General features: G+C 33.6%; 9 protein-coding genes. 5 read left to right on the forward strand and 4 right to left on the reverse strand.

Annotation, left to right across the window (positions count from 1 at the left end; translation table 11 throughout):
* Positions 1–97: 97 nt before the first annotated feature.
* From ACM55M_RS14735 to ACM55M_RS14745, 3 genes are all read left to right on the forward strand, one after another.
* On the forward strand, positions 98–5,098 hold the full coding sequence (locus ACM55M_RS14735) for a translocation/assembly module TamB domain-containing protein (RefSeq protein WP_416858411.1): 5,001 nt from the start codon (positions 98–100) through the stop codon (positions 5,096–5,098).
* Positions 5,091–7,382: a translocation and assembly module lipoprotein TamL gene (tamL, locus tag ACM55M_RS14740; RefSeq protein ID WP_416858412.1), complete on the forward strand. Its 2,292-nt coding sequence runs from the start codon at positions 5,091–5,093 to the stop codon at positions 7,380–7,382. The genes ACM55M_RS14735 and tamL overlap by 8 nt, the downstream gene beginning before the upstream one ends.
* A 379-nt stretch (positions 7,383–7,761) precedes the next feature.
* A complete protein-coding gene (locus ACM55M_RS14745) occupies positions 7,762–9,189 on the forward strand; it encodes an L-serine ammonia-lyase (protein WP_416858413.1) in 1,428 nt (475 codons plus the stop codon).
* A 68-nt stretch (positions 9,190–9,257) separates the two neighbouring features.
* Here ACM55M_RS14745 and ACM55M_RS14750 read toward each other — a convergent pair whose 3' ends face one another.
* The 4 genes from ACM55M_RS14750 to ACM55M_RS14765 form a co-directional block, all read right to left on the reverse strand.
* Positions 9,258–11,198, reverse strand: a complete 1,941-nt coding sequence (locus ACM55M_RS14750) for a KUP/HAK/KT family potassium transporter (protein WP_416858414.1) — start codon at positions 11,196–11,198, stop codon at positions 9,258–9,260.
* Between the two features lie 148 nt (positions 11,199–11,346).
* Positions 11,347–12,033 carry a response regulator gene (locus ACM55M_RS14755; RefSeq protein WP_416858415.1) on the reverse strand — a complete coding sequence of 229 codons (687 nt, stop codon included), beginning with the start codon at positions 12,031–12,033 and terminating at the stop codon, positions 11,347–11,349.
* Complete coding sequence (locus tag ACM55M_RS14760; RefSeq protein ID WP_416858416.1) at positions 12,026–13,138, reverse strand: sensor histidine kinase; 1,113 nt, start codon at positions 13,136–13,138, stop codon at positions 12,026–12,028. Before ACM55M_RS14760 ends, ACM55M_RS14755 begins: the two co-directional genes overlap by 8 nt.
* Positions 13,139–13,322: 184 nt before the next feature.
* Positions 13,323–14,069, reverse strand: a complete 747-nt coding sequence (locus ACM55M_RS14765; protein WP_416858417.1) for an NUDIX domain-containing protein — start codon at positions 14,067–14,069, stop codon at positions 13,323–13,325.
* A gap of 158 nt (positions 14,070–14,227) precedes the next feature.
* Here ACM55M_RS14765 and ACM55M_RS14770 point away from each other — a divergent pair, with 158 nt between their 5' ends.
* Complete coding sequence (locus ACM55M_RS14770) at positions 14,228–16,693, forward strand: glycoside hydrolase family 3 N-terminal domain-containing protein (protein ID WP_416858418.1); 2,466 nt, start codon at positions 14,228–14,230, stop codon at positions 16,691–16,693.
* A 255-nt stretch (positions 16,694–16,948) separates the two neighbouring features.
* Complete coding sequence (locus ACM55M_RS14775) at positions 16,949–18,058, forward strand: acyltransferase family protein (RefSeq protein WP_416858419.1); 1,110 nt, start codon at positions 16,949–16,951, stop codon at positions 18,056–18,058.
* Positions 18,059–18,197 lie beyond the last annotated feature (139 nt).

Consider the following 18,197-nt stretch of genomic DNA (forward strand, 5'->3'; position numbering starts at 1 on the left):
CTGATTTAAATTTTCACCTTTGTGTTTAATTCAATTTAGAATTTAAATTGCTTTTCTAGTCTAAATTGGCTAATTTTAGGCCTAAAATCAAGACCTTTTGAAAAAATACTTACAAAGAAGTTTTAAAATTTTCCTCTGGATAATAGGAACTATAATCGTATTGTTTTTATTGTTACTTCTTGCTATTCAAATGCCTTCAGTTCAAAATTTTGCCAAAGAAAAAGCAGTAACTTATCTCGAAGGGAAGATTAAAACCAAAGTTTCCATTGACACCTTAAAAATTGGGTTTCCCGAAAAAATAATACTCAAAGGTGTTTATTTTCAAGATCAAAAAAAAGACACCCTTTTAGCCGGAGAGCGATTAGCGGCTGATATTAGTTTGTTGCAATTGATGAATAACAAAATAGAAATCAATTCCCTCGAACTCGAAGGTATCACTGCCAATTTAAATAGAGATACTAAAGCGGTTTTTAATTTCGAATACATCTTCAAAGCTTTTGCTTCACCAGAGAAACAAAAGAGCGATTCACCCCCAATGCAATTTTCTGTGGAGGAAATTAAGCTAGACCGAATACAATTTAATTATAACGATGCCGTTACAAAAAATGATTTAAATGCCAATCTAAATCATTTTGAAACAACAGTAAAAACATTTGATTTAGATCAAATGAACTTTGAAATTCCGAAAGCTAAAATTAATGGTTTAAGGTTTAAATTAAAACAAGGTTTGGTTCAAATATCCAATAAAACCAAAGTTGCTGCTGCAAAAAATGCTCCGGACGCTATCTTAAAATTAAAGTTGGGCGAAATTGATTTATCCAAAATTGATTTCGATTATCAAAGTGACGAAACCAAGTTATCCACTAATTTCTATTTGAAAAAACTGTTAGCTAAAATTAATAAAATTGACCTTAACAATCAATTACTTTTAATCGAAAGTATTGATTTGACGGGTGTGGAAGGTGGATTGGCTTTTGGAAAACTAGACCAAAAAAATGTAAAAAATCAATCTAATGACAAAACTAACAACTGGGAAGTAAAAGTAAACAAAACAACGTTTAACCGAATTAACTTCCGTTATGACAATAATAACAGTGCCGCGACTAAGCAAGGGATCGATTACAACCATTTAGATTTCACTAAATTAAACGTACAAGTTGATGCCTTGTATTACAATCCAGAAAAAATTTCCGGAGATGCCAATTCGTTAACATTCAGAGAAAAAAGTGGTTTGAATGTTCAAGCGTTTAATGCTGAATTTTTCTACGGTAGACGAAATGCCTCGCTTAAAAAATTATATTTAAAAACACCTCAAACTGAATTGAGAGATGAAATTCTCATAGGGTATCCTTCCATTCAATCATTGGCTAAAAATCCTGGGGAATTAGGTCTTATCGCTAATTTGAAAAAAAGTAAATTGGGCGTTAAAGATATTTTGCTTTTTGCTCCCATGGTATCGAAGACGAATCCTTTCATGAGCTATCCCAACGCGATACTGCTTGTCAATGGTAAAGTTTCCGGGAAATTAAAAAACTTTGTATTTCCGGCCATCGAAATCAGTGGCATTGGAACCACAAAAGTGGCTGCAAGCGGCAGAATAATCGGTTTACCAGATGTCAACAAAGCCTACTTTGATTTGAATATTAAAGACTTGCAATCCGGTTCGAAGGATTTTAATGGCATCTTACCTCCAGGCACGATTCCAAATTCGATTCAGTTGCCTTCAAAATTCAGTGCCATAGGAACTTTCAAGGGAACAATTGCTAATTTCAATACCAATCTGAATTTGGTAAGTAGTTTTGGAAATGCAAAAATCAAAGGTATCTACGACCGCAGCATAAAAAATCAGGATAAATACGATGCCCAAATAGAACTGACTAATTTTGAATTAGGGAAATTTATCAAAAACGATTCTATTGGAAAAGTCACTTTAAAAGCCAATATAAAAGGAAGTGGTTCCAATTTAAAAACTGCCTCGGCTTCTTTCAACGGAACTATTCAAAAAGCCTATTACAATAAATATACGTATCAAAATCTGAGCGTAAAAGGGACTATTCGCAGTGGAAATTTCAATGCAACCGCTGTGGCAAAAGATCCTAATCTGACTTTTGATTTAGTCAGCAGCGGAAGTTTTAGAGATAAATATCCAACTGGAAAATTAAAACTGAATGTGGATATCGCTGATTTGGAAAAACTGAATCTGCATGCCGGTCCAATGAAAATAAGAGGCGTTGTAGATGCTGATATTCAATCCGCAAATTTAGATTATCTCAATGGAACCTTAAATGCACACAGCTTAACAATAGCCAATGCGAAAGAACAATTTGTAATTGATTCAATAAACGTAGTCGCAACATCCACGCCTGAAAAGAATACATTAGTATTGAAATCCCCGTTTATGGATGGTGAAGTAAATGGAAAATACAAGTTATCAAAAATAGCGACCGCTTTATCTAATTCTATTGCCAAGTATTATGACAGCAAACCAAATACACGAAAAACCGCTGCTGAAAAACAACATTTTGCTTTTAAAATTGGTATAAAAGACAGTCCAATTCTATTGAAACTTATTCCTGAATTGAAAAGTCTTGAACCTATTAACATCAATGGAAGATACAATTCTGTTAACGATTCTATTGTTCTGAATGGTACCATTCCAAAATTAATTTACGGAGAAAATACCATCACAAATGCCGTTCTTAAAGTGGATACTCAAGACAAGGCACTTGTTTACAGTTTGAATGTAGACGATATTCAAAACAAACAAATTCAGTTGCCTTACACCAATATTTCGGGGAAAGTGCAAAACAACATTCTGGATTACACGTTGCAATTAAAAGATATAAAAAACGTAGAAAGATACTTGATTGCAGGAACTTTACAGGCAACAAACGGAAATAATGAAATAAATCTTGATCCAAACAATCTGTTACTCAACTATGAATCCTGGAAAATATCCCAAGACAATTTAATTCGTTTTGGCAAAAAAGGAATTTACGCTGATAATTTCGAATTGAGTAAAGAGGGAAGCAGTATCCGAATACAATCACAATCTGAAGGAACGAATGCGCCAATCGCCATTGATTTCAAGGATTTTGACATCAAAACCATTACCAGTATGGTGGAGAAAAAGGATTTGCAAATGAGCGGAAAAATCAATGGAAATGCATTAGTTAAAAATGTAACTACTATACCCCTTTTCACTTCCGATTTAAATATTGAAAATTTTACGTTCAAAAAAGATACTATCGGTACTGTTAGCATAAAAGTAAATAATGCAATTGCCAATAGATATGATGCGGTTATTTCAATTACAGGTCAGGGGAACCAAGTCAATTTAGACGGAAATTACAAAACAACTGATAGTAGTTTTGATATGAATCTGGCTATTGAAAAACTGAATTTAAAAAGTATTCAGGGTTTTACATTGGATAATATAAAAGAAAGTACCGGCTTTTTTAGAGGCAATTTCAAAATTACAGGCAATACATCTCAGCCAAAAGTAATTGGAGAATTACAATTCAATGAAATTGGTTTCAAGGCGACAAAGCTTAACTCAACCTTCAAGTCTGCAAATGATAAAATCGTATTTACCAACGATGCCATTCTTTTCGATAATTTCATTCTAAAAGATGAAAAAGACAATGATTTAACCATAAACGGAAAAATAGAGAGTACCAATTTCAGGAATTTTGGTTTTGATTTAGCCTTGGATGCAGATAATTTCAAAGCTATTAATTCTAAAGCCAAAGACAATGCTATGTATTATGGCGAATTGTATTTAGACAATCATTTGAAAATATCAGGCAATTTTGACAATCCTGTTGTGGAAGGAAATATCAAAATTAACAAAGACACTAAATTTACTATTGTTTTACCCCAATCAGATCCATCAATAGCCGATAGAGAAGGAATTGTAGAATTTATTGATCAAGACAATCCACAATTAATGGGGGATATTGCTCTAGCAGAATTTACTAATGAATCAGAGATAAAAGGAATCAATGCTTCAGTAAATATTGAAATAGACAAAGAGGCTGAATTATCTCTGATTATTGACAAAGCAAACGGAGATTTCCTAAAATTAAAAGGAGAAGCACAATTGAACGGTGGAATTGATCCTTCGGGAAAAACAACTTTGACTGGTAGATATGAATTATCAGAAGGAAGTTATGAAATGAATTTTAATTCCATTAAAAGGAAATTCGACATCAAACCGGGAAGTTATATTCTTTGGACGGGAGAACCAACCACGGCCGACATAAGTATTACAGCAATTTATAAAACAGAAGCTGCGCCAATTGATTTGGTTAATGACCAATTAGGAACTGTTACAGCCGAAGTTAGAAATACATACAAGCAAAGAATTCCTTTTGAAACCAGATTAAAAATGACCGGTGAACTGATGAAACCTACCATTTCGTTTGATATCGTTTTGCCTGAAGGAAATAATAGTGTTTCTACTGAAATTATCAATACTACGCAAGCCAAACTTACGCAACTACGTCAGCAGCCTGATGAATTGAATAAACAGGTTTTTGCCTTATTGCTACTGAATCGTTTCATTGGAGAAAATCCATTTGCGAGTGAAGCTGGAAGAGCAAACGTTTCTTCATTAGCCAGAGAAAGTGTCAGTAAAATTTTATCGCAGCAACTCAATGATCTCGCAGGCGATTTAATAAGTGGTGTGGAACTTAAATTTGATTTGAATACATCTGATGATTATACAACGGGGCAACGAGAAAACAAAACCGATTTGAATGTAGGTATTTCTAAAAAATTACTGAATGACCGATTGAAAGTTACTGTAGGAAGTAGTTTTGGAATTGAAGGACCACAACAAGTCAATCAGAATGCTAATAATATAGCTGGCGATGTTTCTTTAGACTACCAACTTTCAAAAGACGGAAGGTATAAAATCCGGGCCTATCGAATAAACAAATACCAAGTGGCTCTTCAAGGTGAAGTTGTAGAAACAGGAATTGCTTTTATCATCACTTTGGATTACAATAAATTCAAGGAATTGTTTGGTAAAAGTAAAGCGCAAAAAGCAGCTAAAAAATTAAAAAAAGAATCAAAAAAGAAATCTGATGAATAAGACCCATTTACTATATTTTCTTTTTTTAGCATTGTTTGCCACCTCGTGCAGCAATACAAGATTTTTGCCCGAAGGCGAACTGTTGTACATTGGCGGAACAGTAAAAGTGGAAGGAAACGAAGCCTCTAAAAAGGAAAAAAAAGCGTTAAAGACGGCACTAAAAGACATTCTTAGACCAAAACCCAACGCCTCTTTTCTAGGATTGAGACCAAAATTGTATATCTACAATTTAGCGGGAACACCCAAAAAAGAAAAAGGATGGCGGTATTGGCTGAAAACTAAAGTAGGTGAGCCACCCGTTTTATACAGTCAGGTAGATTTAGAATATAGCAAAAGTGTTTTACAGAATTTCTCTGAAAACAGTGGCTATTTTAATACTAAAACTGCAGCAGATTCAACTCGACATGGTAAAAAAGCTACTGCAGAATATATTGTAAAACCTGGTAAACAATATAAAATTAGAGAAGTAAAATTCCCCACAGATTCCTCCATAATCTCTAGTGCGGTTCGCAATACCAAACGCAGAAGTTTATTAAAAAAAGATAACGGATATAGCCTTGATGTTATTAAAGAAGAAAGAGTCCGTATTGACACCAGACTTAAGGAAAAAGGTTTTTTCTTCTTCAACCCCGATTATCTTAAAGTACAAGTCGACAGTACTGTTGCTGATCATCAGGTAGATCTTATCGTAAAAGTAAAAGACGAAACGCCAAAACTAGCGGAGACACCATTCAAAATCAATAAAATTATTGTTTATCCAAACTATTCCATTGGTTCTGACAGCTTGAAACCCAATTATAATTCCATCAAAAAATACAATGATTTCACCATTATAGATCCGGATAATTTATTCAAACCACGAATTTTTGACCGTGCCTTGTATTTTAAAAAAGAAGATTTATACAACCGTACCAATCATAATTTATCTTTGAATCGATTAGTAAATTTGGGCACTTTCAAATTCGTTAAAAATCAGTTTAAACCTTCCGATACCATAGGAAATTATCTGGATGCGTACTATTATCTTACGGCATTACCCAAAAAATCACTTCGTTTGGAAGTATTGGCAAAAACTAATTCTGCTAATTATACCGGAACCGAACTCAATTTAAACTGGAGCAATAGAAATGCTTTCAGAGGTGCTGAATTACTGACCATATCTGCTTTTGGCGGTGTCGAAGTACAAGTTTCTGGGCAAAATAATGGATTTAATGTATACCGGTTTGGAACGGAAGCTAATTTAGTTTGGCCGAGATTTGTTTCCCCATTTAAATTTAGGTCTTCTAGTGGCTTTGTTCCAAAAACAAAGGCTACATTAGGTTATGAATTTCAAAACAGAACCAAATTGTACTCGTTACAAACATTCAAAGGATCCTTTGGTTATTTATGGAAAGCAAGCGAGAAAAAAGAACATTTATTAAATGTTACCGAAATCACTTATGCAAGTCCGCAAAATGTAACTCCTTTATATCAAGAACAGATTCTAGCTAATCCTTCTCTGGGGAAAGTAATTGAGAAACAATTAATTTTTGGCCCAACGTATTCTTTTACGTACACCAACACCTTACAGAAAAGAAAGAAAAACACATTTTACTACAAAGGAACTGTAGATCTTGCCGGAACCATAGCGGGATTAGCTACAGGAGCAAACATACAAAAAGGGGATACTATCAAACTGTTTGATGTTCCTTTCAGCCAATTTATAAAAATAGAAAACGATTTTAGACACTATTTAAAATTAGGACCTGATTCCCAGCTTGCCAGCAGAATTATTCTGGGCGCAGGATTTGCTTATGGAAATTCGGATGAGTTACCCTTTATTAAACAGTTTTTTATTGGTGGAACCAATAGTTTAAGAGCATTTCGCGCGCGATCAATAGGTCCCGGAACGTATGATGGCTCTACCACTGCCAGTAGTTTTTTAGCAGACCAATCTGGGGATTTAAAACTGGAATTCAATACAGAATACCGAGCTAAAATCTATGGCTTAGTAAAAGGGGCTCTATTCATAGACGCAGGAAATATATGGCTACTGAAAGATAACCCTGAAAAACCAGGCGCTCAATTTTCTAAAAAATTTATGAACGAATTGGCCGTTGGAACCGGAGCCGGATTGCGTTTTGACTTTTCTTTTCTAATTCTTAGAACGGACTTTGCCTTCCCTATTCGAAAACCTTATTTGCCGGAGGGTCAACGTTGGGTTTTAGATCAAATCAATTTTGGGAACGGTACCTGGAGAAAAGAAAATTTAGTTTTTAATTTGGCTATTGGCTATCCCTTTTAGGTAGAATTTAGGGAATTAACGTTTTTTAGAAAAAATTATTCATTCCTTTTTAGTTCTAAATTTCAACACTTTTAACAATTTATATGGAACAGAAGGAAATACCACCCATTCATTTTCGAATAAAAAGCATTTAAATCTTGTATAAAAAATGATCTCAAATTCGTAATGTCTTTCAATAGCTCATTAACAAATTAGCTCAAAAACCCAAAATTTCAGAAGTCCTCATTAAAACTCCTAAACTACCCAATTATTTATTTACGTTATTGAATGATTAGAATATGACTTGATATTTTGCCAAATATTTAATAAAACTCCAATTTTAATCTTTTCATTGTTACATTCTATTATCTTTGTTAGTAATAAAACCTACTACTAAATTATGGAAGAATGTATCTCTGTTTTTGATATGCTTAAAATCGGTGTTGGACCCTCTAGTTCTCATACACTTGGGCCTTGGCGCGCAGCAGAACGTTTTCTGAGTGAATTGAGAAACGAAAATTTAATCCATAAAGTAAACAGAGTAAAAGTAGATTTATATGGTTCTCTTTCGCTAACTGGTAAAGGGCACGCCACTGATTTAGCAATTATGCTAGGTTTAAGTGGACAAGATCCTGAATATATTCCTATTTCAAATATCGATAAAATTATAAAATCAATTAAGGGCAAAAATGAAATCAATCTTGGTAATGAACACCAGATTCCTTTCCATTTTTCAGAAGATATTGTTTTTAATAAAAACTTCCTTCCTTTTCATGCTAATGCCATGACTTTTACGGCCTACATAACGGATGATGATGAATATATTTCTACCTTCTACTCTATCGGCGGTGGTTTTGTTGTGAAAGAAGAACGCATCAATGCCAAGAAAAAAATTGCCATAAAATGTGCTTTCCCTTTTCCAATAGATAAGGCAACTGAACTTTTGGACTACTGCAGGAAAGAAAATAAAAAGATTTCGGAAATCGTGTATGAGAATGAAAAATCAATGCGATCCGAAGAAATGATTCATCATGAATTAATGCGCATTTGGAACACCATGCTGGAGTCTATGTATATTGGTTGTCATTCCGAAGGAATTTTACCCGGCGGACTAAATGTAAGGAGAAGAGCGTTTGATATGCACCAAAACCTCATTGGTTTAGCCAATTATAATTCCCCTCAAACTTGGCTAGAAGAAATTAGAAAAACGGAAGTAAAATTTCGCCAAATATTAAAATGGGTAAGCTGTTTTGCACTTGCGGTAAACGAAGTAAATGCTGCTTTAGGACGAGTGGTTACCGCTCCAACGAATGGAAGTGCAGGTGTTATTCCATCTGTTTTAATGTATTATTTAGTTATCGAAAACCACAATGCTGGGGAAAAAGAAATCAACCAATTCCTGATGGTAGCCAGTGAAATAGGGAGTATTTTCAAAAAAGGTTCTACTATTTCAGCAGCAATGGGTGGCTGTCAAGCAGAGATTGGGGTTTCCTCATCAATGGCAGCGGCTGCTTTATGCGAATTAATGGGCGGAACTCCGGAACAAGTTTTAATGGCTGCCGAAATTGCCATGGAACATCATCTTGGTTTAACGTGCGATCCTATTGGTGGATTAGTCCAAATTCCTTGTATCGAAAGAAATACGATGGGAGCCATAAAAGCAATTAATGCCGCCGAATTAGCATTAGAAACTGACCCAAAAAACGCAAAAGTTCCGTTAGATAAAGTAGTTGACACCATGTGGCAAACTGCCAAGGACATGAACAATAAATACAAAGAAACCTCTGAAGGTGGTTTAGCAATCGCTGTGAATATGGCGGATTGTTAAGAAAGTATTCAGTGTTCAGTCCCAGTTTGCAGTAACTGCAAACTGGGACTGAACACTGAATACTTATTCTAAATCTTTTTTCTTTCCAATTCTAATTTTTGAATAGGTTGGTAAACAAAAGGGATTTCTTCAATTTCCACATCGCTTTTATCAAGCCCAAATGCTCTAATATCTGAAAGTGACCAGTTTTTAAGCATATAATAGGAATTCAACAGTAAGGCATCTTTAACGGCAAACTCATTTTCGACAGAGAGGAATTTCTCCAAAATAATGAATTTAAAATCAGGATCTGCATTGTATTTCGTAGAACCGTCAGGGCGAATATGCAAATTCAATTCTTTATTTTTGACTAAATTCTGTACTATTTTTTTGAAATACAATTCCACTTTTGGCTGGATTCTAAAACCAATATTCAGCACAATTTTGATGACTTTATCGTCTAACAATTCTATTACTTCATAATTTAAAGTAAAAGGATCATTGGTTCTGTTGATATGAAAAAACCAGTAGACATCGGCTCTTTTTGGCTTTTTGGAAAAAATAGATTTTAATATTTTTTCTTCCACTTCATAATTTCTATCCGCTTTAGAGAGATAAATTAAATGGGTTGAATATTTTGGAATACTGATGTCATTACTCAATTCCTGAAGTTGTTGCGTATGCTCCGCTAAATTGGTGAACTTTAGAAATTTATTATTAATTTTTCTTGCGAAAAACCAAGTATACATGGTCATAAAAATGAAAAGCTCAAAGAACAAGAACATCCAACGTTCTTTGATTTTTACAATATTGGCAATAAAAAAAGCAATTTCAATAATCCCAAAAATTGTAATAATTATGCCTATCAAAACCCTGTTCATTTTTTTTATATAAATCAAATAATAATTTAAAAGTACAGTGGTCATCAGCATGGCAATAGTAATGGAGAACCCATAAGCCGCTTCCATATTTGAGGAGTTTTTAAAATATAAAATCATCAAAATGCACCCTACCCAAAGAATTGTATTTACTGAAGGAATGTATATTTGTCCTTTCAAATTGGTTGGATTTCGCATGGCAACTCTTGGCCAAAAGTTAAGTGACATCGCTTCATTTATTAACGTGTAGGAACCGCTTATCAAAGCTTGTGAAGCAATGATTGCTGCAAAAGTGGCAATAATAACACCTGAAAAAAGGAACCATTGTGGCATGATGGTATAAAAAGGATTTCTTCCATCAAGAAATGTATTTCCTTGAGTCATAAGCCAAGATGCTTGACCTAAATAATTTACGACTAAAGCAATTTTGACAAAAATCCATGTGATTCTGATATTCGTTTTTCCACAATGCCCTAAATCCGAATATAGTGCCTCGGCTCCCGTTGTACATAAAAATACGGCTCCTAATAACCAGAATCCGTGAGGATATTCAACTAGTAATTGATAGGCATACATTGGATTTAATGCCGTCAAAATAGCAGGATGATCCAGTATTTGTACAAAACCTAAAACAAAAAGCATTGAGAACCACACTACCATAGCGGGTCCAAAAAAGAAACCAACTTTTTGTGTTCCAAATCGTTGAAAAAAGAACAATCCTGACAAAATTACGATTACAATTGGAAGTATTGGAATGCCAGGAACCACATCTCCCAAACCTTCAACTGCAGAAGCCACGGAAATAGGTGGCGTAATAATTCCATCTGCCAAAAGAGTTGTTGCTCCTAGAATGGTAGGAATTACCAATTTTCCTTTACCAAAACGCTTTACCAATGCATAAAGTGAAAAAACACCACCTTCACCATGGTTATCTGCTGAAAGTGTCAAGAAAATATATTTGAAAGTTGTTTGAAAGGTTAGTGTCCAAAAAATACAGGAAATACCACCGTAAACAAGCAATTTAGAGATTTCTCTTTGTCCAATAATGGCTTTCATAACATACAACGGACTGGTTCCTATGTCTCCATAAATAATCCCTAATGCCACTAAAAGCGATGCGGCGCTGACTTTTTGAATAGTTGATTTATTCATTTTAATTTAAATTTAAATTTAATTGTATAACTTATTAATTATTAGACAATAAAAATCTTGATCGTGATGTTTAGAACATACAATTCGATGATTTTTTTGTCATTTTTTGATTATTGCTTAAAGCGATTTACTCAAAGCATTGTGAATTTTAGCTGGTATTAAAGCGATATCCAACTCCAGATTCGGTGATGATGTATTTAGGCCGGTTTGGGTCTTCTTCGATTTTTTTGCGAAGTTGTGCCACAAAAACACGCAGGTATTGTGTCTGGTCGGAATAGCTGTTCCCCCAAACTTGTTTGAGTAAATACTGATGTGTGAGTACTCTGCCTTCATTTTTAACCAAAATGGAAAGCAAATTATATTCAGTAGTTGTTAGTTTTAGAATTTCATTTTTTAACTTGACAATTCTCGAAGTATAATCAATCGAAATTTCTCCAAACTCGATTATTGGTTCATTTTCATCTTGGTTTAAATTCCTTAAAGCGGTACGAATTCTAGCCAATAATTCTTGGGTTCGGAATGGTTTTGCCAAATAATCATTGGCACCATTATCGAGTGCTTTTACAATTTCTTCTTCGGTATTTTTTACGGTTAAAATCAAGATCGGCTTTTTATACCATTCTCTCAATCTTTTTAAAACTACCTGTCCATCTTCGTCTGGCAAACCTAAATCCAAGATAATTAAATCCGGCTGATGGTTTGCTGCAAGCGCTATCCCTTCCTTTCCATTTACAGCGAAAATAGTTTTATACCCATTTGAATCTAAAGCAATTTCGAGTAGTTTCCTAATTTGGATTTCATCGTCTATAATTAATATTTCGGCTGAATTATTCATTTGAAATGGCTGCTGTATTCATTACTAATGTTGGAAAATATATTTTAAAAGCGGAACCGCCTTCTTCTTTATTTTCTAAAGTTATTTTACCATTTTGGGCTTCAACAAAACCTTTTACAATAGACAATCCTAATCCGGTTCCTCCCGTTTTAGAATTGTGCAATCTGTAAAACTTATCAAAGACTTTATCAATTTCAGCTTCTGGAAAACCGCTTCCATCATCGGAAATAGTGATGACACACGGTATTAATTTATCTGGATTATATTCAAAATCAATATCCGGATTGTATTGTACTTTGATTTCTATTTTAGCTCCTTTTGGAGTGTATTGAGAGGCATTAAAAACTAAGTTGTAAATAATTTGTTCCATCAAACCGTAATCCAATTTGAAAAGAGGTAAATTTTCATCGGCAACAACTGCGATTTTATGAAATTGCAGATCCTCTTTTAGGCTATCCAAAACATTATAAACCAATTCTTTTAAATCACACCAATCCATTTTTGGTTGTATGACACCCGATTCTAATCTGGACATATTCAATAAATTCTCCACCTGATGATTTAAACGTAAAGATGCTTTTTCAATTTCTGAATATAGTTTTTGTTTATTCTCCTCGGAAATAGTTAACGTTTTACTTTGTATTGTATCAATGGAGCCCATAATTGTAGAAATGGGAGTCCGTAATTCATGTGATAATGAATCCAATAAGGCATCGTATAACTTCATTGTATTTATCCTGAGTTCTTTTATTTGCAATATTTTTTCGGCTTTTCTGATTCGATAAGTCAAAACCCCGTTGATGAGTGCAATTAGGAAGAACAAAAACAATAATAAAGAATCTTCGGCATTACTGATATGAAATGTATAATAGGGTTTCAAAAAGAAAAAATTCATGATTAAAGCACTTAAAACAGCACTTAACAATACTGGTAAAATATCTAAAAATGTAGCTAATAAAGAAACTACAACCAATAATAAATAACCCACAATTTTATGATCCAAATAATCTCTGGTAAACAAGCACAATGAAGCAACTGCACTTACAGACAACACACATATCAAGTATTGATTTTTTGTTTTAATTTGACTCAAAATACTTTTCATAATAACTACTTATTATTTACAATACAAAGTTAAATGATATGTTGTAAGTATTTTATAATATATCTGAAGATGGTATAAAGATTTTATAAAGATTTCTTAAAACAATTCCAGTAAAGAAAAGACATAATTTTTATTCGCCTTCATGAGGAAGATACAAATGCACTCATTCAACAATTTAAAACTTTTACCAACTTTCATTCAATCCATTTTTAAGTGCTAATTGGTATTTCTCTAAATCAAATTTATATAAATCCGGTGCTTTGTGCGCTCCCCCTTTTCTGCTTTCTTCTAATTTTTCGAGAATATCATAACGCAGCATCTTTCTATAAAAATTACCGCGATTCAACTTCTTAGCTAAAATAATTTCATACAATTTTTGAAGTTCGGGCATCGTAAATTTTTCAGGCAATAAACTGTAGCCAATAGGTTTATGATTTAATTGTCTGCGCAGCGTTTCTAATGCTTTATCAAAAATACTTCTGTGATCCATCATAAAATCTGGCAATTCATCAATTGATTTCCATTCGCACGCATCAGAAAAATCATCCATAACTAAATTTACATGATGAAAATCGACTAAGGCATAAAATCCAACGGATAGAAAGCGCTGTTTGTTCCATAGTGTATCCGGAAAATTATCAAAAATTCCATCAGATCTATTCAAATCACTGAAAACTTTAAATTCTTGCAAATAAATATTTTCAACACCTGTTCTACTAAATAAAATTCTATTGGCCGCCTCTTTAAGATTTTCTGTTTTTAAAACATATCCTCCGGGAAGTGCCCAAAGATCTGTTTCTTTTAGTCTAGTAACCAATACTTTTAAGGTAGTGTCGTGAAATCCAAAAACAACACAATCCACAGATAAATTTGGGATATATATGTCCCAAGCTTCAGCTGATTTTCCCTCTATTATTTTATTAAATTCCATAGTTTTATATTGATTGCAAAAATACGAAATTGATTATAATTTTTACTTTAAAAACTGATAATCAAAAAATAAACTATCTTTTTTTGCAAATATTAAAAAAAATAATTAATATTGCTTCATAATGAAGCAATAAAAAAACTATTTACTAAAAAAACCAAATGAAGAACAATTCAATTTCAAAAATCGCAAAGACTTCGCTGCTGTCAGCGCTTGTCATTTCTGGAATTTCTTGGGCAAAAAACCCAGAAATAAAAGAGACTACACCCAACCCAATAATCACTGTTAACGGATTTACTTTTTCTGATTTAAATAAAAATGGGAAATTAGATAAATATGAAGATTACCGTCTTTCAACTCAAGACCGAATTCAAGATTTAATAAACCAAATGACTGATGACGAAAAAGCGAGTATGCTTATTGGAATTGGAATGCCTGGTTTTGACTGGGCTAAAATGCAATTTTCCACTGAAAAAGACACCGCAAAAGTTCCCGGTTCTGCAGGTGGAACAACAGCTATTTCTCGCTTAGGAATTCCTTCCGTAATTGTATCTGACGGTCCTGCGGGTTTGCGTATTAAATCCATAAGAGCTGGGGATCCAAATACCTATTTTGCTACCGCATTCCCAGTGGGAACAGCACTAGCTTCTACTTGGAATGTAGCACTTATCAATACAGTTGGTAAAGCAATGGGGAATGAGGTAAAAGAATATGGAGTAGATGTTTTATTAGGTCCGGGAATGAATATTCACAGAAACCCATTGTGTGGAAGAAATTTTGAATACTATTCTGAAGACCCATTAATAGCTGGGAAAATTGCAGCTGCAATGGTAAATGGTATACAATCTAATGGTGTAGGAACCTCAATAAAACACTTTGCTGCCAATAATCAGGAAAGAAACAGAATGGGTGTTAATGCACATGTCAGCGAAAGAGCGTTACGCGAAATATACCTAAGAGGATTTGAAATTACAGTTAAAGAATCACAACCATGGACGGTAATGTCATCTTATAACTTATTGAATGGTACTTACACATCAGCACGCAAAGATCTATTGACTACTGTACTTCGTAACGAATGGGGATTCAAAGGATTAGTGATGACAGACTGGTTTGGAGGTTATAATGGATTTGGAGCTATTATGGATAAAAACGTTGTTAGTGATGTTGCGAAACAACTTACAGCAGGAAATGATTTATTGATGCCGGGTTTACCTGCGCAACAAAAAGTAATTGCTGAAGATATAAAAAGCGGGAAATTATCTAAAGAAGCAATCAATATCAATATACGAAGAGTATTAGAATTGGTTATGAGATCTCCGGCAATGAGCAATTACAAATATTCTAACAAACCAAACTTAAAAGAAAATGCAGAAGTTACAAGACAAGCTGCTGCAGAAGGGGTTGTTTTATTAAAAAACAATAACAATGTATTGCCTTTTACTTCAAAATCAGCTCCTTTAGCCGTTTTTGGTATTACCTCTTATGATTTTATTTCTGGTGGAACTGGTAGTGGTGATGTTAACGAAGCCTATTCTGTTTCATTAATTGACGGTTTAACGAACTCCGGATTCTCTATTGACAAAGAATTAGAAGGATTATACAAACCTTTTATGGCCACTCAAAAAGAAATTGAAACTAAAAGACGTGAAAAAGAAGGTTTATTGGCAACTCCAAAAAGGCTTCCTGAATTAGAATTAAATTCAGAAATCGTTCAAAATAAAGCGAATACTTCTGAATTAGCATTAATCACAATTGGAAGAAATGCCGGTGAAGGTGATGACCGTAAAGTAGATGAAGATTTTAATTTGGCTCAAGATGAAATCAACTTAATCAATACGGTTTCAGCAGCTTTTCATGCTAAAGGCAAAAAAGTGGTGGTCGTTTTAAACATTGGTGGTGTAATCGAAACGGCAAGTTGGAAAGATAAAGTAGATGCTATCCTTTTACCTTGGCAACCGGGTCAAGAAGGTGGAAATTCTGTTGCGGATGTTTTCTCTGGTAAAGTAACTCCTTCTGGAAAATTAACAATGACTTTCCCAGTAAAATATGAAGACACACCATCATCTAAAAACTGGATTGGAACACCTGCTGAAAATCCTACTAGTGTAACTTACGAAGAAGGAATTTATGTTGGGTACCGTTATTTCAATACATTCCATGTAAAACCATCTTACGAATTTGGTTACGGATTATCTTATACTACATTTGATATCTCTAATTTAAAATTAAGTTCAAGTACATTTGCAGAAAATATGAATGTTACCGTAACTGTAAAAAATACTGGTAAAATAGCAGGTAAAGAAGTAGTAGAATTATATCTTTCTGCTCCAGCAAAAACAATTGATAAGCCAACCGAAGAACTAAAAGCTTTTGGTAAAACTAATTTTTTACAACCTGGAGAAAGTCAAACGATTGTATTGACACTAAATTCAAAAGATTTAGCTTCATTTATTCCTAACAAAAATGCTTGGATTGCTGAAGCAGGTTCTTATAAAGTAGCAATTGGAACGTCATCATTAAATATTAAGCAAACAGCAAATTTTACTTTAGCAAAAGAAAAAATTGTTGAAAAAACAAATGCAGCGTTTGCTCCGGATACAAAATTTGCAGACTTGAAACACTAATTTGTACATTTCAATTATTAAATTATTGATGCAGATTCTGTAAAGAAGTAGTAATTAAAAGCCTGACAGCAATGTTGGGCTTTTAAAATAAAAATTAAGTGCTGTTTAAGTTTTTGCATCTTATGCTAACTTGAAAGAAGTTTGATAAATTCATTTACCCTTTAACTATCAAGGAGAAAAAATGCTTTTTTTAAGAAGAGAAATATATACTTTTGAAACCCAATACTAACTTATGACAAAACACAAGATAAAAACATGAATATAAGCATTTTAAAATCAAAACCACATTATCCTATTTTAGATGGTTTGCGTGGCGTAGCCGCATTAATGGTGGTTGCTTTTCACATTTTTGAGGCACATGCTACAAGTCATCTGGACCAAATAATCAACCACGGGTATCTTGCGGTTGATTTTTTCTTTTTATTATCTGGTTTTGTTATTGGCTATGCCTATGATGACCGATGGGATACTATGTCGATTGGGAATTTTTTCAAACGCCGATTAATTCGGCTTCAGCCTATGGTAATTATGGGAATGATTATCGGAGCTTTGTTATTCTATTTTCAAGATTCGGTATTGTGGCCTACTATTCATGATGTACCTGTATGGAAAATGCTATTGGTTATGTTAATTGGATTTACGCTGATTCCTGTCCCACCTTCTTTTGATATTCGTGGCTGGACAGAATTGCATCCGTTAAATGGCCCAGGTTGGTCTTTGTTTTATGAATATGTAGCTAATATTCTCTATGCACTTTTTGTTAGAAAATTTTCAAAAACAGCGCTTTCGATACTCGTATTTCTTGCCGGATGTGCATTAATTCATCTTGCAGTTACGGCTCCAAATGGGGATATTATTGGAGGGTGGTCGTTAGAACCGGAACAAATGCATATTGGTTTTGCTCGAATGATGTATCCTTTTTTTGCAGGATTATTGCTTTTCCGTATGGGAAAATTAATTCAAGTAAAAAATGCTTTTTTTTGGTGTAGTTTGCTAGTTATAGTAGCCTTGGCTATGCCAAGGATTGGTGGAAGCGAGCATTTATGGCTGAATGGTATTTATGATTCAGCAGTTGTAATTTTATTTTTCCCTCTGGTTATTTTCTTGGCTGCAAGCGGAGAGATTAAAAGTAAATTTTCTTCACGGGTATGCAAATTTTTTGGTGATATTTCTTATCCGATATACATTACTCACTATCCAATAATATACATATATACAGGATGGGTAGCAGATCATAAAATACCATTTAGTGAAGCATTTCCTGTGAGTATATTAGTTTTATTATCATGTGTTGCGCTTGCATACATTTGCTTGAAATTATATGACATACCAGTAAGACAATGGATAAATAAAAAAATATCTTAGATCAAGTTGGAAATGATTTTTTGGCAAAAACAATAAATAAAAAAATTACTTACATAACTTTAAATATTTTCTATTTAACAATAATTAAAAAATGGATTTGAATTATTTCAAGTCCATTTTTTTGTTTAAAACTAATCGA

Source organism: Flavobacterium galactosi, assembly GCF_048158585.1.
GTDB classification, from domain to species: domain Bacteria; phylum Bacteroidota; class Bacteroidia; order Flavobacteriales; family Flavobacteriaceae; genus Flavobacterium; species Flavobacterium galactosi.